10 protein-coding genes are annotated in these 18,774 nt (G+C 64.8%); 3 read left to right on the forward strand and 7 right to left on the reverse strand.

What is annotated here, in order from left to right; translation table 11 throughout:
• Positions 1-15 precede the first annotated feature (15 nt).
• Positions 16-3,615 carry an EAL domain-containing protein gene (locus tag A3Q7_RS0103065; RefSeq protein ID WP_018410382.1) on the forward strand — a complete coding sequence of 1,200 codons (3,600 nt, stop codon included), beginning with the start codon at positions 16-18 and terminating at the stop codon, positions 3,613-3,615.
• 43 nt (positions 3,616-3,658) lie between these two features.
• Here the strand turns inward: A3Q7_RS0103065 and cysN are convergent, their stop codons facing one another.
• Together cysN and cysD are read right to left on the reverse strand one after the other, a co-directional pair.
• Positions 3,659-5,569: a sulfate adenylyltransferase subunit CysN gene (gene cysN, locus A3Q7_RS0103070; RefSeq protein ID WP_018410383.1), complete on the reverse strand. Its 1,911-nt coding sequence runs from the start codon at positions 5,567-5,569 to the stop codon at positions 3,659-3,661.
• An 82-nt stretch (positions 5,570-5,651) separates the two neighbouring features.
• Positions 5,652-6,581: a sulfate adenylyltransferase subunit CysD gene (gene cysD / locus A3Q7_RS0103080; RefSeq protein ID WP_040570783.1), complete on the reverse strand. Its 930-nt coding sequence runs from the start codon at positions 6,579-6,581 to the stop codon at positions 5,652-5,654.
• A 990-nt stretch (positions 6,582-7,571) separates the two neighbouring features.
• Between cysD and cysQ the strand changes: the two genes are divergently transcribed.
• Together cysQ and A3Q7_RS0103090 are read left to right on the forward strand one after the other, a co-directional pair.
• A complete protein-coding gene (gene cysQ / locus A3Q7_RS0103085) occupies positions 7,572-8,324 on the forward strand; it encodes a 3'(2'),5'-bisphosphate nucleotidase CysQ (protein WP_232418043.1) in 753 nt (250 codons plus the stop codon).
• Between the two features lie 10 nt (positions 8,325-8,334).
• Positions 8,335-10,065, forward strand: a complete 1,731-nt coding sequence (locus A3Q7_RS0103090; RefSeq protein WP_018410386.1) for an SLC13 family permease — start codon at positions 8,335-8,337, stop codon at positions 10,063-10,065.
• 15 nt (positions 10,066-10,080) lie between these two features.
• Here the strand turns inward: A3Q7_RS0103090 and A3Q7_RS0103095 are convergent, their stop codons facing one another.
• The 5 genes from A3Q7_RS0103095 to A3Q7_RS20885 all read right to left on the reverse strand — a co-directional run bounded on the left by A3Q7_RS0103095 (position 10,081) and on the right by A3Q7_RS20885 (position 18,451).
• Complete coding sequence (locus A3Q7_RS0103095) at positions 10,081-11,271, reverse strand: BaiN/RdsA family NAD(P)/FAD-dependent oxidoreductase (RefSeq protein WP_018410387.1); 1,191 nt, start codon at positions 11,269-11,271, stop codon at positions 10,081-10,083.
• 87 nt (positions 11,272-11,358) lie between these two features.
• The gene (locus A3Q7_RS0103100) at positions 11,359-12,543 is read right to left on the reverse strand and encodes a phospholipase A (protein ID WP_018410388.1); all 1,185 of its coding nucleotides are present in this window, start codon (positions 12,541-12,543) and stop codon (positions 11,359-11,361) included.
• A 112-nt stretch (positions 12,544-12,655) separates the two neighbouring features.
• Complete coding sequence (locus A3Q7_RS0103105; RefSeq protein WP_198289153.1) at positions 12,656-12,844, reverse strand: ammonium transporter; 189 nt, start codon at positions 12,842-12,844, stop codon at positions 12,656-12,658.
• 607 nt (positions 12,845-13,451) lie between these two features.
• The gene (locus A3Q7_RS0103110; RefSeq protein WP_018410390.1) at positions 13,452-15,026 is read right to left on the reverse strand and encodes a ShlB/FhaC/HecB family hemolysin secretion/activation protein; all 1,575 of its coding nucleotides are present in this window, start codon (positions 15,024-15,026) and stop codon (positions 13,452-13,454) included.
• 140 nt (positions 15,027-15,166) lie between these two features.
• A complete protein-coding gene (locus A3Q7_RS20885; protein ID WP_051079104.1) occupies positions 15,167-18,451 on the reverse strand; it encodes a two-partner secretion domain-containing protein in 3,285 nt (1,094 codons plus the stop codon).
• Positions 18,452-18,774 lie beyond the last annotated feature (323 nt).

Genomic DNA, 18,774 nt, shown 5'->3' on the forward strand with positions numbered 1-18,774 from the left:
CGGTTATCGCAGTGGATGGCCGGCTCGCTGCGCAGGCGGCTCACGGTCGCGATCGCGTTGTTGCACGCCTTCCTGATCCTGCTGTTTGTCAGCGATCAGGTCAGGCGCGAGTATCTCGCCCTGACCGGACAGACGCGTCAGGCGCTGCTGTCCGAAGCCGGATTGCTCGCACGCAGCGGCCGCGACTGGGTCGTGTCGCGCGATCTGGCAGGCCTGCAGGATCTGCTGCATACGGTCAAGGGCGTGCAGGGCATCGAATATGCGATGTACCTGGATCGTTCCGGGCGGGTGCTGGCGCATACGGACGAAGGCAAGGTGGGCCTGGTGCTGGACGATGCGCTGAGCCGCGAGGTGCTGAAGGGCCCGGTCGGCGAGCCGAGACTGATACAACAGACCGACGAACTGAGCGATGCGCTGGCGCCGGTCCGCTACGGTGATCGCGTCGTCGGTTGGGCGCGTGTGGCACGCAACCACGATGCCGAGCATGACGCGCTGCGGCTGGTACTGGTGCAGGCGCTGTCGTATGTGCTGGTGGCGGCGGTGACCGGAGGCCTCGCGGCACTGTTGATCGCCCGCGGATTGACGTCCGATCTGCGCCGCGCCAGCAGGCTGTTTGCGGGCGTACGTGGGGGCGATCTCACGCAGAGACTGGAACATGCGCGGCGTGACGAACTGGGTGCGCTGCTGAGTGGCATCAACGAAACACTCGATGCGCTGGTTGCCAAGGAACAGATGCTGCGCTTGACGCAGGAGCGACTCGAGCTCGCGGTGAAGGGGGCCAACGATGGCATCTGGGATTGGGATCTTGTCACCAATCACGTGTTCTACTCGGCGCGCTGGAAGTCCATGCTCGGCTACAAGGAGGACGAACTCGGCGACCAGCCTGCGGTATTCCTCGACCGGGTGCTTGAGGACGATCTGCCGTTGTTGCTCGATCTGATCAACAATTATCTGGAGGGGCGCGCGCCTGCTTTCGAAATCATCGTCCGCATGCGTCATCGCGACGGCGGTCTGCGCTGGATCCTGACACGCGGGTCGGCAGTGCGTGACGCGACCGGGCGGGCGATACGGATGAGCGGTACGCATACCGATGTGACCGCGCTGAAGGACGCCGAGGCGGGCCGCGCTCTCGAGCGATCCAGGCTGTACAGCCTGCTCGAGCAGATGTACACCGGCGTATTGATGGAAGACGCCGAAGGGCGCGTGGCGGTGGCCAACCAGGCCTTCTGCGAGCTGTTTCCGATGGCGGACACGCCGGGCGAACTGCTTGGCAAGTCGCGCGCCGAAGTGTGGCAGGCGTGCCGTTCCCTGGTTGCCGACGGGGAGGCGATGCTGCAGCGTCTGGAACAGGTGGTGGCGCGCGGCGAGGCGGTGATCGGAGAAGCGGTGGAATTGCGCGATGGCCGGGTGATCGAGCGCGATTTCCTGCCCATGCGTGCCGGCCACCGCCTGCTCGGGGTGGTATGGACCTTCCGCGACATGTCCTCGCGCGTCCGTCTGGAGAACACTCTGGCCGCGCAGCGCGAGAGGCTGCGCGTGACCTTGCTGTCCATCGGCGATGCGGTCATTTCAACGGACGACAAGGGCTGCATCGATTTCCTCAACCCGGTGGCCGAGCAGCTCACCGGCTGGAGCAACGAGGCGGCGGCCGGGCGGCCGCTGGGCGAAGTGCTGCAACTGGTCGATGCGGCGACCCGCAAACCGCGACCCGATCCGGCCGTCGAAGCGCTGCGCCAGCATGTGTTGACGCCACTGGATGGCGAAACCTTGCTGGTGTCGCGCAGCGGTCGCGAATGCATCGTCGAGGACTCGGCCGCACCGATAAGGGATTCGCGCGGAGATGTCTGTGGCGCGGTGGTGGTCTTCCGCGATGCGACCGAACGCTACCGGATGCAGGAGCGCCTGCGCTGGCAGGCCACGCACGATCCGCTGACCGGACTGGCCAATCGTCTTCTGCTCGAGGACCGGTTGATGCAGGCGATGGCGCGGGCGCGCCGGCAGGAAAGGTTGCTCGCGGTGTGTGTTCTCGATCTGGACGCGTTCAAGCCGGTGAACGATCGCCTGGGTCACGATGCGGGCGACGAACTGCTGCAGGCGGTTGCCCACAGACTGGCGACGGCGGTGCGCATCGACGACACCGTGGCGCGCCTGGGGGGCGATGAATTCGTGTTGCTTCTGGGCTCGCTGCAGGATGTGAGCGAAATGGACGCCTGTCTGGAACGCATGCTGGTGGCGCTGGCCGAACCGGTCACCATCGCCGGCGAGGTGGTACGCACGCAGGCCAGCATAGGCGTCACGCTCTATCCGCTCAACGACAGCAATGCCGACGCTCTGCTCAGGCATGCCGATCAGGCCATGTATGCCGCCAAGCAGGCGGGCGGGCATTGCTACCGTCTTTTCGATTTCGCCGACAGCCAGGCCTCGGTCGAGAAGCAGCGGCGGCGCGAACGCATCGGCGAAGCGATACGGCGCGGCGAAATGGTGCTGTATTACCAGCCTCGCGTGGACATGCGCGAGGGCCGCATGGTGGGAGCGGAGGCGCTGGTCCGCTGGCAGCATCCGGAAGAAGGCCTGCTGTTGCCCGACGCTTTCCTGCCGCTGATCGACAACGATCACGAAATCCATCGACTGGGCGAATGGGTCATCCGCACTGCGCTGGCCCAGCTTGCGGCCTGGCACGAGCAGGGCGAGTCCTTCGGTGTGTCGGTGAATCTGTCCGCCCCGCACCTGCTTTCGCCCGGTTTCATTCCGCGTCTTGCCGAGCTCCTTGCCGAGCAGCCCCAGTTGCCGCGCGAAGTGCTCGAGATCGAGGTCGTCGAGTCGGTTGCGCTGGACGATATCGAGCGCGCGGCGACCGTGGTATCCGATATCCGTCGCCTGGGCGTGCGCGTCGCCATCGACGACTTCGGCGTGGGTTACGCCTCGCTCGGCTATCTGCGCAGATTGCCGGTGGATGTCGTGAAGATCGACAAGTCCTTCGTGCTCGACATGCTGGACGACGAAGACGACTTCGAGGTGGTACAGGCGGTGACTGCGCTTGCGCGCGCCTTGCACAGGGAACCGGTGGCGGAAGGGGTGGAATCCGACGAACATGGGCTGCTGCTGCTGCTGCGCCTCGGGTGCACGCAGATCCAGGGTTACGGCATTTCTGCGCCCTTGCCGGCCGGTCGCCTGCTGTCCTGGTATCGTGACTGGCGTCCCGATCCGCGCTGGGCCGACTGGCGCGACGTGCCCTGGAACATGGAAGAACGCCCGCTGTTTACCGCGGCACGTGACCTGGGTCGCTGGGTGGATGCCGTGACCGCCACGGCGCACGGCTATGTCATGAACCTCAACGATGCCGAACTGCGTGACCCGGAGCACTGTCGTTTCGGCCGCTGGTTCCATGTCGACGGCGAACGGCGCTATGGCGAGTTTTCAGCTTTCCATGCACTGGATTCCGCGCATCGCGAACTGCACCTCGTCGGCAGCCGCATCGTCGATCTGTGCGGGCAACAGTTGCACGCGCAGGCGCGTGCGCTGTTGCCCGACCTGGAAAGAGTCCGGCAGCGGGTGATCCGTGCCATCGATGCGCTGATGAGGGCCTCTTCCGAAGACGCGCGCCGCCGCCACTAGAGAAGTCGCGGTCGGCGCGGCCGGGGGGCGGGCTCCCCGGGACTCAGCTTTCGATCAATATGCCCAGTTCGCGCAGACGCTCCATGATGCGATCGCAGCATCGGTCGATATCGAGTCCGCTCGTATCGACCCGGATTTCGGCGCGTTCCGGCGCTTCGTAGGGTGAATCGATGCCGGTGAAGTTCTTGATCTCTCCGCGCCGTGCCTTCTTGTACAGCCCTTTGGGATCGCGCTCCTCGGCAACAGTCATCGGCGTGTCGACGAAAATTTCGATGAATTCGCCTTCTTCGAGCAGGCCGCGCGCCATGCGGCGTTCCGAGCGGAAGGGGGAGATGAAGGCGGTGAGCACGATGAGGCCGGCGTCCACCATGAGCCTGGCCACCTCGGCCACGCGCCGGATGTTTTCCACGCGGTCGGCTTCGGTAAAGCCGAGATCCTTGTTCAGGCCGTGCCGCACGTTGTCCCCATCCAGCAGGTAAGTGTGGCGGCCCATCGCGGTGAGCCGCTTCTCGATCTGGTTGGCCAGCGTGGATTTGCCCGCACCCGACAGACCGGTGAACCACAGCACGCAGGGTTTCTGGCCCTTCATCGTGCCGCGTGCGACCTTGTTCACGTCGACGTGCTGCATGTGGATGTTGTGCGAGCGACGCAGCGCGAAACGCAGCATGCCTGCGCCTATCGTGGCATTGCTGATGCGGTCGATCAGGATGAAGCCGCCGGTTTCGCGCACCGATTCATAGGGGTCGAAGGCGATCGGCCGGTCCATGCTCAGCTTGACCAGCGCAATCTCGTTCAGCGCGAGCTGTTTGGCTGCCAGATGTTCCAGCGTATTCACGTTCACCTTGTGCTTGATGTCGGTAACCGTCGCGGTCACCGTGCGCGTGCCTATCTTGAGCAGATAGGCGCGCCCGGGCATCATGGGTTCATCCTGCATCCATACCAGTGTGGCTTCGAACTGGTCGGCCACCTCGGCCGGGGCGTCCTTCGCGGAAATCACGTCGCCACGCGAAATGTCGACTTCGTCGTCGAGCACCAGCGTGACCGACTGACCGGCGATGGCGCGCGACAGATCGCCGTCCGCGGTGACGATGCGCTTGACCGTGCTGGTGCGGCCGGACGGCTGCACGCGTATCGCTGCACCGGGTTCTATCGTGCCGCTGGCCAGGGTGCCGGCGAAGCCGCGGAAGTCGAGGTTGGGACGATTCACCCACTGCACCGGCATGCGGAAGGGGCTCTTGAGCCGGCGCTTCTGGTCAACCTCGACCGTTTCCAGATAGCCCATCAGCGTCGGGCCGTGATACCAGCCCATCTGCTCGCTCTGTGACGTGATGTTGTCGCCCTTCAGTGCCGACATCGGTATCGCTACGATGTCCTCCAGCCCCAGTTGCGCGGCGAAGGCGCGGTAGTCGTCGAGGATGCGGCGGAAGGTGGTCTCCGAATAGCCGACCAGATCCATCTTGTTGATGGCGACGACCACGCGCTTGATGCCGATCAGCGACACCAGGAAGCTGTGGCGGCGGGTCTGCGTCTGCACGCCGTGGCGCGCGTCGACCAGGATGATGGCCAGATCGGCAGTCGAGGCGCCGGTCACCATATTGCGCGTGTATTGCTCGTGACCCGGCGTGTCGGCGACGATGAACTTGCGCCGGTCGGTCGAGAAGAAGCGGTAGGCGACGTCGATGGTGATGCCCTGTTCGCGTTCGGCGGCCAGACCGTCGACCAGCAGCGCGAAGTCGAGGTCACCGCCCTGGGTACCCACCTTCTTCGAGTCCGCTTCGAGCGCGGCCAGCTGGTCCTCGAACAGCATTTTCGACTCGTACAGCAGACGGCCGATCAGCGTGCTCTTGCCGTCATCCACGCTGCCGCAGGTGATGAAGCGCAGCAGGCTCTTGTGCTCGTGCTGCTTCAGATAGGCGCCGATGTCCTGCGCGATGAGGTCGGAAACGTGTGCCATCAGCAGGCCTCCTGCAGGGCCGCCCCAAAGACGGCCTGAGCCCCCTCGGGGGGCAAGGAACGGATGTGAGTGTGGGGGCGCATCAGAAATACCCTTCCTGTTTCTTCTTTTCCATCGAACCGGCGGAATCGTGATCGATCACGCGACCCTGGCGCTCCGAAGTCTTCGTGAGCAGCATTTCCTGGATGATGTCGGTCAGCGTGGCGGCGGTCGATTCGACCGCGCCGGTCAGCGGGTAGCAGCCCAGGGTGCGGAAGCGCACGCTTTTCATTTGCGGCACTTCGCCGGCACGCAGCGGCATGCGCTCGTCGTCGACCATGATGAGCGTGCCGTCGCGCTCCACCACCGGCCGCGGCGCCGAGAAGTAGAGCGGCACGATGGGGATGTTCTGCAGGTAGATGTACTGCCAGATATCCAGTTCGGTCCAGTTCGAGATCGGGAAGGCGCGGATCGATTCGCCCTTGTGCTTGCGAGCGTTGTACAGGTTCCACAGCTCCGGCCGCTGGTTCTTCGGGTCCCAGCGGTGCTGCGCGGTGCGGAACGAGAACACGCGTTCCTTGGCGCGCGACTTTTCCTCGTCGCGGCGGGCGCCACCGAAGGCGACGTCGAAGCCATACTTGTCCAGCGCCTGCTTGAGCGCCTCGGTCTTCATGATGTCGGTGTGGATGGCCGAGCCGTGCGTGAACGGGTTGATGCCCTTCGCCACACCGTCCTGGTTGATGTGCACGATCAGGTCCATGCCCAGTTTCTTCGCCATTTCGTCGCGGAACTGGTACATGGCCTTGAACTTCCACGTCGTATCGACATGCAGCAGCGGAAACGGCGGCACTGCGGGATAGAAGGCCTTCATCGCCAGGTGCAGCATGACGGCGCTGTCCTTGCCGATCGAGTACAGCATGACCGGATTTTCCGCCTCGGCCACCACCTCGCGCATGATGTGGATGCTTTCGGCTTCGAGCCGCTGCAGGTGGGTGAGGGTGTCGGGATCGATCGCTTCGGGTGTGGTCTGCATGGGCGCTCTCGCTTTGATCGCGGAATGATGAGGGGTGGCCGCCGGCTGCGCGGTCGAGCGCGTCACGGCGGAGGGTGGATACGCCGTGCCGGCGGCCACCGCGGCCGTGCCCGGCGACATCGGCACCGAGGTCCAGCGTATCGGCGGCGTCCGGGCCGACATCCAGCGATCCAGCTCACCGCGTGGTGTCAGCGCCAGGCCGCTGAGAAACAGGTGCAGCGGCCGCGTAACGGTGGCTGCCAGGCGCTGCCAGAAGTGGGTCCAGTCGTGCGTGCGCGGCGCATGGGGCAGGGCCGACCAGTACAACTGCCCGCGCGTGCCGCGCGCGAACAGGAACCAGTGACCGGCTTCGCCCGCGACGCGCGGCGCACTCGCCTGTGCGCCGCACCAGAACGCAGCGTGGTCACGGGCGGCCGACTTCATCAGCGCAAGCAGCCGCGCCTCCTCTTCGTCGGACACAACGGGATGCAGGCCCCAGCCTGCACGGTAGCGCGCCAGGCTGCGACGCGGAGGCACAGTCAATCCCTTCCGTTCGAACCAGCGCGCGATCGACTCGTCGCTCCACAGCGCCTGCGGCGCATCGAGCGCATCCGTTGAATGTTCGAACATGGTGGCCAGCAGCTGCTTCTCGATCGCGGTGTCGAGCTTGCGTCCGCTGCCCGCCGCACGGCCACGCCGGCGCAGCAGCACCGCATCCCAGCCCCCGGCCAGATAGGCCTTGTGAGCAGCGATGACCGTGGGCGCGCTCAGACGCACGGCAGCCGACACAGCGGCCACTGTCATGCCGGCAAGGCGCAGCCTCACGGCTTCGCGGCGGCGTTCGTTCAACTGGTCGGCGGGCAGGTTTCTAGCGTCCATTCTTCACGGACAGAGGTGACTTCCATCATGTAGAGTACAAGCATTCAGTGCGCAGATAGTGTGCATTAATTATTTAGTGCCTATTGACGTGGCCGCTCGGGAGAAAAAATGAAGGATGTCGCAGAATTGAAGGTGCTGCACGCGGCACTGCTGGATATCGTTCGTGACGCGGGCAAGCGCGTCATGGATGTCTATGCGACGGACTTCGAAGTTCATGATAAATCAGATGATTCTCCGGTCACGATGGCGGACAGGAAGGCCGACGAACTTATCGTTGCCCGTCTGAAAGCGCTCACTCCGGACGTTTTCATCGTGTCGGAAGAATCGACCGAAGCCGGCCAGCGTCCGGCGGATGGGGCACCGTTCTGGCTGGTTGATCCGCTTGATGGCACTAAAGAGTTTATCAATCGAAATGGTGAATTCACCGTAAATGTCGCATTGATCGAGCAGGGGCAGCCGGTGCTGGGCGTCGTGCTGGCACCGGCTCTGGGACGCCTGTTCTCGGGCATTGTGGGGGTCGGGGCCTGGCTGGATGATGCCGACGGCCTGCGCGCGATCCGCTGTCGAATTCCGCCCGCAGAAGGGCTCACCGTAGTCGCCAGCCGGTCACATGGAGACGCCGGGGCGCTCGACGCCTATCTGGCCGGTCGCAAGGTTGCCAGCCTGCGCAACGCCGGTTCCTCGCTGAAGATCTGCCTGGTGGCCGCTGGTGAGGCCGATGTCTATCCGCGCCTGGGCCGCACCATGGAATGGGATATCGCGGCCGGACACGCGGTACTCGCTGCAGCCGGAGGACGCATCGAACAGATCGACGGTGCGCCCTTGCACTACGGCAAACCGGATTTCGCCAATCCGCACTTTGCCGCATGGGGTCTGGGCGCCTGAGTCTTCTGTCATGACCGCCTGGCTGGTTCTTGCGTCGATCGGGTTGCTGCTGGCCCTGCTGGTCCATGGGCGCATTCCGCCGGCTCCGCTGTTCGCCGGACTGGCCACCTGTTACTACTTCTCGGGCCTGCTGGACCAGAAAACCTGGCTCGCCAGCTACACCAATCCCGCTCTCGCCACACTGGTGATGCTGCTGCTGGTGTCGCTGGTGATCGAACGTTCCCCGCTGCTCGAGCGCCTGTCCGACCGGCTGTTGCAGGGATCGACGCGCGGTGCGCTGTTGCGCTTCACTTCGGTCACGACCCTGTTTTCGGCATTCCTGAACAACACCGCGGTGGTCGGCGCCCTGCTCGGGGTGGTGACCAAGCAGCGTCACCATCCGGCCTCGCTGTTGCTGTTGCCGCTGTCGTTCGCCGCGGTCGTGGGTGGCGTGACCACGCTGGTCGGCACGTCGACCAATCTGGTGGTCAGTTCCCTGATGGTGAATGCCGGCATGCCTGCACTGGGCATGTTCGATCCGTCGTGGGTGGGGGTGCCCATCGCGATCGTGTGTGTGCTCGTGCTGGCTCTGTGCGTCGGTCTTCTGCCACGCAACGATGCGGGTGACCGCGAGTTGCAGCAGGCCTACTTTCTCGAGGCTCGGGTCGAGCCGGCGTCATCGCTGATCGGCGCGAGCATCGAGCAGAACAGGCTGCGCAGTCTGGAAGGGCTTTTCCTGCTCGAACTCATGCGCGACGGCCGCCTGATTTCGCCGGTGGCACCGACCGAGGTGATCGAAGCGGGCGACGTGCTCATCTTCACCGGCGAGGTGGACAAGGTGGCCGCCCTGCAGCGCTTCGATGGCCTGCAGGTGTTCGGGGTCGAGGCCGATTCTCTGCTGCGTTCCAATCTGCTCGAAGTCGTGATTTCCAGCCAGTCGGAACTGGCGAACAAGACCTTGCGCGAAGTCGATTTCCGCACCATGTTCGATGCGGGGGTGGTGGGGATACGGCGTGGCGACAAGCGACTGACCGGCCAGCTCGGCCGCGTTCCCCTGCATGTCGGCGACAGTCTGCTGCTGGCGGTGGGGCCCGACTTCGCGAATCACCGCAATATCGATCGCAATTTCCATCTGGTCGGAGGAACGGTCAGGCCCCGCCTGACGCCGCTGCAGGGCCGGTTGACTCTGGGTGGCTTCGCCGCGGTCATCGCACTGTCCGGTTTCGACGTGTTGCCGCTTTTCTCGGGTCTGCTGCTGCTGCTGGCCGCACTGGTGATGAGCGGGCTGCTTACGCTCGGCGAAATGCGCCGGCGCTTTCCATTCGATCTCGTGCTCACGATAGGCTCGTCGCTGGCCATCGCCAGTGTGCTTGAGGGCAGCGGCGCCGCAGAGCTCATGGCTGGTGCCCTGCGTTCGCTGTACGACGGACATGGGGTGATCGGTGCCTTTGTCGGCATCTACCTGATGACGGTACTGCTGACCGAACTGGTCACCAACAATGCCGCCGCGGCGCTGGCCTTTCCGATCGCGCTGTCGACGGCGCGTGTGTTCGGTGCCGACCCCATGCCCTTCGTGATGGCGGTGCTGTATGGCGCGAGCGCGGGGTTTCTGATCCCCTTCGGTTACCAGACGCACCTCATGGTGTATTCCCCCGGGCGTTACCGGATGATGGATTTCGTCCGTGTGGGCCTGCCTGTGTCACTCGCCTATGGGGCCACCGTGCTGCTTCTGGTGCCCGTGTTCTTCCCGTTCGCCCGCTGACCGTGCACAGCGCGCTCAGGCCGCCTGTCCGGCGCACCAGCCGGACGACCATGCCCACTGGAAGTTGTAGCCGCCCAGCCAGCCGGTGACGTCGACCACTTCGCCGACGAAATACAGGCCGGGTATCCGGCGCGCCATCATGGTTTTCTGGTCGAGTTCGCGTGTATCCACCCCACCCAGCGTGACCTCGGCCTTGTTGTATCCCAGCGTGCCGGAGGGCTGAACGGCCCAGCCCTTGAGGCGGCGCGCGATGTCCGCCAGCGTTGCGCGCGGCAGTTCGACCAGTGCCGCGTTCCAGGTGCCCCGTCCTTCGAAGTCCACCCATTGCTGGGCAAAGCGCCGCGGCAGTTGCCGGGCGAGCAGCGACGCGAGCGTCTGGCCGCCCGGGCGCGAAGACTGCAGCCATGATTCCGCGTCGTCGACGTCCGGCAGAAGATCGATCAGCACCGGCTCGCGGCCGCCCGCCTGTTGCCAGTAGCTCGAGGCCTGGAGGATGGCCGGACCGGACAGGCCGCGGTGGGTGAGCAAGGTCTGTTCGCGGAAAACCGGCCCGTCGCAGGAGGCATTCGAATCGAAGGATGCGCCGGACAGTTCCCCGAAGCGCGCCAGCCATTCCGGTGCCAGCGCAAGAGGCACCAGCGCGGGCTTGGGCGGCACCACCTTGAGCCCGAACTGTTCCGCGACCCGGTAACCGAAGGGCGTGGCGCCTATCTTCGGCACGGTGAGGCCGCCGCTGGCGATCACCAGCGAGCGGGCGAAACGCGGTCCCCGGTCGGTCTCGACGCGGAAGCCGTCGCCCTCGCGCGCCACACCCGCCACCGCCGACGGACGCTGCCATTGAACACGCCCGGCTTCGCACTCGGCCACCAGCATGTCGATGATCTGTTGCGAACTGTCGTCGCAGAACAACTGGCCCAGCGTCTTTTCGTGGTGAGGTATGCGGTGCTTGTCCACCAGCGCAATGAAGTCGCGCACGGTGTACCGCGACAGTGCGGAACGGCAGAAATGGGGGTTGTCCGACAGATAGCACTCGGGCCTGAGGTCGCGGTTGGTGAAGTTGCAGCGCCCGCCGCCGGAAATGCGGATCTTTTCCGCCAGCTTCGGATAGTGGTCAAGCACCAGTACGGTACGGCCACGCTGGCCGGCGATTCCGGCGCACATCAGTCCGGCGGCGCCGGCGCCGATCACGATCACGTCGACATGCATTGAAGAGGTCCGGCCGTCGCTGGGAAGGGGGCGCCAGTCTAGCGCCCTCTTGCATGTGCCGGCGTGACGAAGGCCCGTCGCTTCCGGTCAGCGCACGATGGAGAAACCGACGCGGAACTGCGCCGGGCCCGCGCGGTTGTAATCGATCAGGCCCTCGCCATACCCATTGAAGTACTGGAAGTGGAGAAAGCCGCCCGCGCCGGCGTCGGCGAGCAGTCTGCGCTTGAGCCGGTAGGACAGGTCGATCTGCAGCGAGCCCTGGCTGCCCGGGTAACTTTCCGCTTTCAGCAGCCAGCCATCGTCATTGCCCACTTCCAGGCCCAGCAGCGCGTAGCCGCGGTATTTCGCGATGTCGCGATTGGTCGGATCGCGGTCGATATAGTCGAACATCTTGATCGATGCACCGACGTGGGTGTTGTGGTCAATGTCCCAGCGCCAGGATGGCTTCACGAACAGCGTGTCGATGGAACGCGACTCATCGCCGTCGCGGCCATTGGACTGATGTTCGTAGCCGGCCTGCGCGCTGAAGATGTGACGCGCACCGATCTGCCGGTAGGGACCGAATTCGTAGAAGAAGCTCGGCTTGTACGTGGTGTCGCGGAAGGGCTTGGAATCGCCGCTCCAGTCCCAGATCGAGGTCTGTGTGTAGCCGAAGTGAAGGCCGGTCAGCAGTTGGCCGAGAGGCAGTTCGGTGGCCCAGCCTTCGGGATCGAAGATGCGGTATTTGAACGAAATCTGGAAGCGTGCCGTCGTGTCGCCGCGTGAGCCGGCGATGAAATAGACCGGCTCATGTGTGCCGAGTCCGATGCGGTTGGCGCCGAGGTTCACCACGCCTTGCGGCTCGCTGTCCTCGGCCACCGGCCTGTCGGCGGCCGCCTTGACCGCGACCGCGCCGGCTGCCAGCGGCGCGGGCTTGAGCTGGACCAGCAGCACGCTGGAAGCGGCCGACGTCAGTTCGATGCGGCCGGTACCATCCAGGTCCGGCGGAAAGGTGGTGCTGTAACTTCGCTGAATACCGCTTGCGGGCCCTTCGGCGCGCAGGCGCAGGTCGGCCGCTCGGGCGCCGACGATGATGCGTGCCTTCAGTTCGTCGGGCAGCGCTTCGCCATTGCTTGCCACCACGGTCAGCGTGAGCGGCAATCCTGGTTCGACCAGAGTCTGACGCGATGCCAGCAGCAGGTCGGCGCGGGCGGAGGGCGCGATCAGCGAAACGAGCAGTGTGGCGAGCGCGACGGTAATACCGCTCGGATGCGACGGACTGAGGCGAGTCATGGGGAATCTCCTTTTGTGATCCCCGCGATTCTGCCCGCTCCCGGCGTCAGCGTGCTGTCGGTGCGAACCGACCGCCTGACGGCATCGTCCTACCGTGTGCGCTCACCAGCGCTCACCACAGGGTTTCGCGCTCGGGTGAAGCGCCGATGCGATGGATCGCGAGATCGGCGCCTTCGTATTCTTCTTCCGGATCCGGACGCAGGCCTGCCAGCGCCTTGATCGTGCCGTAGATGACGCCGCCGCCGACCAGGGCGAACACGATGCCGGCAAGCGTGCCGGTCACTTGTGAAGCGATACTCACCTTACCGAGGCCGCTTCCCCACAAAAGCTTGCCCGAGCCCGCACCGGAGCCGGGGTTTGGTGGGAGCGGGCTTGCCCGCGATGCAGCTTCGAACGAAGCCCGCGGCCCCACATAAGCCGCATCGCGGCCAGAGGCCGCTCCTACAACAGCTCGCGCAAACCGCCATCGGAGCCGGGGTTTGGTGGGAGCGGGCTTGCCCGCGATTCAGCCTCGAACGAAGCCTGCGGCCGGCATAGCCCGCATCGCGGCCAGAGGCCGCTCCCACGTAAGCTCTCGCCGATCACGAACGGAGCCGGGGTTTGGTGGGAACGGGCTTGCCCGCGATTCAGCTTCGAACGAAGCCCGCGGCCCCACATAAGCCGCATCGCGGCCAGAGGCCGCTCCCACAACAGCTCGCCCGAACCGGCATCGGAGCCGGGGTTTGGTGGGAGCGGGCTTGCCCGCGATGCAGCCTCGAACGAAGCCCGCGGCCCCACATAAGCCGCATCGCGGCCAGAGGCCGCTCCTACAACAGCTCGCGCAAACCGCCATCGGAGCTGGGGTTTGGTGGGAGCGGGCTTGCCCGCGATGCGGCTTCGAACGTAGCCGCCGGCCGGCATGCGCCGGATCAGAAGGCGATGCCGAGTGATGCGTGCAGGAAGAGGGTGCCTTCGTAGCGCGCCGACTGGTCGGGCGCATTCAATGTGTAGCCCAGATCGGTCGACACCGAGGCGTTGCGCGAAAGTTGCCAGCGCGCGCCGGCGCCGAGCGAGCTGAGCTGCTTGTGCCGGTCTTCGCCGGCCAGCGCCTCGTTGCGCCATGTCCAGCCGCTATCGACAAACAGCAGCGGCGTCACCTGAACGTTGTTGAGCGTGAGCCCCGCGAAGTAGTACTCCAGCGACAGCAGCAAGCCCTTGTCGTCCGACACCTGGCGCTCGTTGAAACCACGCACGCTGGACAGGCCACCGATACCGAACTGTTCGTGCGAGGGCAGCGCATCGCGGGTGTATTGCGCACGCGCCAGCAGACGGACTGCGCCGCCATGCTCGAAAGAGCGGGTGAAGCGGCCGGAGGCGCGCACGATGTCGTAATGACGGTCCGAGCCGGTGCGCGAACGCTCGAAGCTGTCGCGATCGGAATCGCTGCCGAAGGGCAGATTGTGGGTCAGAGACAGATCGGCGCCGAACTGGTTGTTGCCGGCTTCCCCATCGATGCGGTGCCCCACGGTCAGCGTATTGGTGCGCAGGTCGGGCAGCAGGCTCTCGTTGCTGCCGACCAGCGTCACGTCGTTGCCCACCTTGCGTATCGTGAAACTGGCATAGCTGTCGTGGCGCAGCGCCTCCGGGTGGGTGAGCCAGCGGTGCGTGAAAGTCGCGCCATAGGTGTCACCCGAGCCGGCGATGTTCAGCACGCCATTGATGGTGCCCTGGCTGGATTTCGAATGGTTGTACGAAAAATCGAGCGAGTTGCCGCTGGCGTAGAACGGGATGCGGTAGTTGAAACCATAGATGCGCACGTCGTCGAGATTCTCGAGCGCGGTCTGGTAGAAGGCATCCAGCTTGTGCTGACGCCCCCACAGATCATTGTGACCGGCGCTCACCGTGGCGCGCGGACGGCCGGTGCGCTTGTCGCCGGTATTGTCGAAACTGATGCCGAAGGAATACGGCGTGCCGGCGTCGGACGATGCCTCGGCGGCGAAACCTTCCTGGCCGGGCACCAGGCGGATGCGCGGCATGTAGCCGGTGTCTTCCTGGATCTGCCGCGAGTTGCGCGCGATGTCGGCGCCGTCGACCGCCTTGCCTCCTGCCACGCTGGTGAGCCGCGACTTGAGACCCTCCGGGCCGCTCACGCCACCGATGCGCGACTGCGTGACCTGCACGACCAGGCGCTCGCTCACGTCGTCCTGCGGCGGCACGCTCACCGATGCGTCGATGCCTCGGCTGCGCAGCAGGGCATCCAGTTCCTGCACGAAGCTGCGCAGATCGTCCATGGACACCGGGCGGTTCTCGTAGCGGCCGGACAGCGCGCGGATGTCGGCATCGGGCAGACCGGACCCGCCGTGCACCTCTATCCTGCGTATCGTGACCTGATCGACCGGTGCGCTGCCGGCGGCGGCGGGCACCGCATCGGCGGCAAACAGCGCTTGCGCGAACGATGCGCACAGCGCCACGGCAAGCAGGCTCTTCTTGTATGAGGCGGACATGTATCGATTCCCGTGACAAGGGTGGGACACGGCGTCGCGGACGCATACCGTGTCATCCCCGTTTCATGAAAGATTATTCAAGTGCTGCCTGGCGGGCCGGGACTCAACAGCATCCAGCCTCGCCATTATCCGGTCCGCAGTTACAGGCTCCGTACGTACTCTTCCACCGCCGTTTTCAGGTTCTGTTGAAAGTTCCTTGAAAATGTCTCGGCCTGTTCCACCTGTGCTTTCGCCTCGCCCAGCTTGCTCTGCAGCGTCCCGTAGGCGGCGATGGCCTCATTGAGGGTCATGTTCGCGGTGCCCGAAGGCAGCGACGTGATCGACTTGTCATTTGCATAGATCTCGCCCAGGGTCTTGTTTCCAAGCTCGCCCGGATTCTTCAGCAGACTGCCGAGCGAAGATTCGAAAATTGTGATGGTGCGTTCGGTTTCGAAAAGAAACGCTTTTGTCACCACGATCTTCTCAAACATATATTCACGCAGGATGCTGCTGGTCTCGTCCGAAACCGGAATGAAAGTGGCTTTGACTTCGGCAACGGTGGCCTCTCCACGGCTTACGCGGTCTATCGTATCGAGGACCGTTGCAACCTTGGGGTTATTCGCCCGCTGATCCTCATAGGTGCTTTTCGCCGGCTCGGGCATCTTGAAATCTGTGCCGAAATCGCTGGCCGACGGGCGATTGGTGACAATTTCGTGGCGACTATCGCCGAAGACGAGGTCGCCGCCACCACCACCGAGGACGAGGTCGCCACCACCACCACCGAGGACGAGGTCGCTGCCTCCACTAACGACGATCGCGTTGTTGCCGGTGCTGCCGATGATGAGGCCGCTGCCGCTGTCACCAGGCGGGGGCGGGCTGCCGGTGCTGCCGACGATGAGGCCGTCGCCGCTGCCACCACCCGCCACGCCCTCCGCGCTGGGGGCGGGGGTCAATTCAAGACCTGTCACCGTGCTCGTCACCGTGTCGGACGGCAGCGTAATCGACGTGCCGGCGGTCACAACCGTGACATTCGAAGGCATGGTCGTCGCGGTCGTCACGGTAATGCCCGCAACGGGCGCAGCGCCGGAAGACAACGGCGTGGTGACGCTGGATCCGGTGGTCGGTGTCGTCGCGCCGGCAGAGCTGTCTGACGTGGTGCTCAGCCCTCCACCAAGACCGCCGCCCAAGCCACCGCTTCCCAGCCCGCCACCTCCGAGTCCTCCGCCCAGCCCTGCTGCCCCACCCGTTGCGGATGTCCCGCCACTGGCGACCTGTATGGTCGTCAGTTGATTGAGCGCTGTGGTAACCGTCTCCTGAGGCACGTTGACAGTCGTGCCGCCAACGTTGGCCGTGGAACCGCTGCCGCCGGTATTCGCCGGCTCATCGGTCGATCCACCGCCCGAGCTGCCGCCGCCGGAATCACCACCGCCTGAGCCGCCGCCGGAATCACCACCACCCGAGCCACTGCCCGGATCACCGCCACCGGGGTTGCCCGAGGCTGCATTGACCGTCAGGTCGCCGCGGCTGCCCTGCACCAGCGTGTAGCCGGCGATGCTTACCGTGGCCTGGCTGAAGTCGGCTTCCAGTTCACCGCTCAGTGGCGACTGCGCGTCGGTCGCCGGCGTGGACGTGGTGTAAGTGCGCGTGCGTATCGTAATGCCGGACACATCCGGCCATTGGTCCTGCCAGGGCGCACCTCCTCCCGGGCCCCCACCGCCGCCGGGCGGGGCGTACGGATCCGGCGGCATGTTCGGATCGGACGACGAACTGCCGGCATAGTCGGCGGCCGCGTACTGCAGATTGTTCAGGATGTAGGGGGTATTCTGTCCGGACACGAAGGCCTCGCCCTCGGTCACCGAATCCGAGGCGACGTTCACGACGACCTGGTTGTTGTCGCGGAAGATGAAGAAGCTGTTCAGGCCGGTATTGCCGAAACGGGCATCGCTGCCGCTGTTGCCGTCCCAGGCGGCGTTGTTGCCCCAGCCCCAGACGGCGACATTGTTGCTTTGCAATGCACCGAAGTTGTTGCCCGCCGTGCCCGGGTTCTGGGCATACACCTGCCAGTTGGCGACGCTCTGGCCGGCGACCGAATCGTAGAAGGTGAAGGCGCTGTTGTCGGCGCGGAAGAAGCGACCGGCGTCGATCACGATCGCATCGTAGTCGCCGCTGGCCGAGCCGATGCTGGACACACCGCTGCCGATCACGATATCGCGCTCGGCGGTGAGCAGCATCTTGCCGTTGCCGGTGAAAATCAGTTCATTCACCAGCAGATCGCGGTCGGCGATGACGGTGAGCTTGCCGCTGGCGTTGTAGTTGGTCTGCAGTTCCGCGTTCCAGAAGATGTCCCCGTCTTCGCTGCCGCCCGAATTGCCCAGTGCGGTGGTGCTCACTTCGACGTCCGTGCCGTTTTCCAGCGCCGTCTTCAGCGTATTGACATCCACCGTGCTGGAGGCGACACCCGAGGCGCTACCGGCATGGACTTCGATATTGTCCGGGTCGAGCAGCCAGCGCCCGCCCTGGGTGGAAATTTCGATGTCGCGATCGATCTTCAGATACTTCGCCGACGTTTCGATGAAGCCCTGCGCGCCCGCCTCGAACCTGCCTGCGTACTGCCCGGTCGTGCCGGCCATGCCGCGCACCATGTTGCCGGAAATGTCCGACGACGCGGTGGTGGTGACCGTGGCCACCGATTCCAGCGCCACCTTGCCGTTCTTCAAGGTGAACTGCGCGTTGGACAGGGTGTGGATGCTGCCGCTGTTGGTGATATTGAACAGGCGACCGCTGGCGATCAGTTCGGACACATTCAGGTCGTCACGATCGGCGCTCACCTCGACCAGCACATTGGGCAGGCTGGAGGTGCCGACGGACACGGTGTGACCGGCGGCCAGGATGACCTGGCCGTCCGGCGCGGTGATGACACCGGTGTTGTCGACATTGGGCGCGATCAGGAAGACCTGGCCACCGGTGGGCGTGGTGATGGTGCCGGCATTGCTGACCTTGCTCAGATTGTCCTTTTCGCCGGTGAAGCGCGCGCGCCCGTCCAGGAAGTCTCGGTCGCTCATGCGCAGCGAGCTGGCGACCAGTCCGCCCACATCGATGCGGCTGCCCGCACCGAACAGAATGCCGTTGGGGTTGATCAGGAACACCTTGCCGTTGGACTGCAGCGCACCCAGGATGACGGAAGGATTGCCACCGGTCACCCGGTTCAGAATGGACGAATCGGCGTTGTTCTGGATGATGCGGACCAGTTCGTTGCGGTCGATGCTGAAGCCGTTCCAGTTGATGATGGTGTTCGGCGTATTGGTGATGGTCATCGTGCCGCCGTTCACGTTGACCGTCGCGCTGCCGTGCGTGACCGTGGCCCCGTCGGGCAGGGCATGGACAGTGGCGGGCAGACCGGAAATGCACAGCAGCGAAAGCGCGCGTGCGAGGGGTGTCGGCTTCATCAAGGCTCCCGATCGAAAGGCTGTGCTTCGCTCAGGCGAAGCATTGTTTGCGTTGTTGTAACGGCCGACTTCGGTCGGTCCAAGGGCACTTTCGGCCTTGATGGCACCGGACTTTAGATACGCGTACGAATATTTTTTCACATTTGTCGCGATTTGCATCCGGAGGCGGGCTGTCCGGGAAAAACACCCGAACCGGAGCGCAGACAACAGTGCGCTGTGACCACGACCGGAGCCGGGCTCGCGCAGGAGCGAGCGCAGCTCGCGATTCCACCCCTGAACGAAGCCGGCGGCCCGCATGCGCCGCATCGCGACCTTGGGGGCGC

This window comes from Methyloversatilis thermotolerans (assembly GCF_000372885.1).
Lineage (GTDB): Bacteria > Pseudomonadota > Gammaproteobacteria > Burkholderiales > Rhodocyclaceae > Methyloversatilis > Methyloversatilis thermotolerans.

Coding starts and splice junctions, on each gene's coding strand:
- A3Q7_RS0103065 (WP_018410382.1), top strand. CDS start 16: ATGGCCGGCTCGCTGCGCAGGCGGCTCACGGTCGCGATCGCGTTGTTG.
- cysN (WP_018410383.1), bottom strand. CDS start 5,569: ATGGCACACGTTTCCGACCTCATCGCGCAGGACATCGGCGCCTATCTG.
- cysD (WP_040570783.1), bottom strand. CDS start 6,581: ATGCAGACCACACCCGAAGCGATCGATCCCGACACCCTCACCCACCTG.
- A3Q7_RS0103090 (WP_018410386.1), top strand. CDS start 8,335: ATGACCGCCTGGCTGGTTCTTGCGTCGATCGGGTTGCTGCTGGCCCTG.
- A3Q7_RS0103095 (WP_018410387.1), bottom strand. CDS start 11,271: ATGCATGTCGACGTGATCGTGATCGGCGCCGGCGCCGCCGGACTGATG.
- A3Q7_RS0103100 (WP_018410388.1), bottom strand. CDS start 12,543: ATGACTCGCCTCAGTCCGTCGCATCCGAGCGGTATTACCGTCGCGCTC.
- A3Q7_RS0103110 (WP_018410390.1), bottom strand. CDS start 15,026: ATGTCCGCCTCATACAAGAAGAGCCTGCTTGCCGTGGCGCTGTGCGCA.
- A3Q7_RS20885 (WP_051079104.1), bottom strand. CDS start 18,451: ATGAAGCCGACACCCCTCGCACGCGCGCTTTCGCTGCTGTGCATTTCC.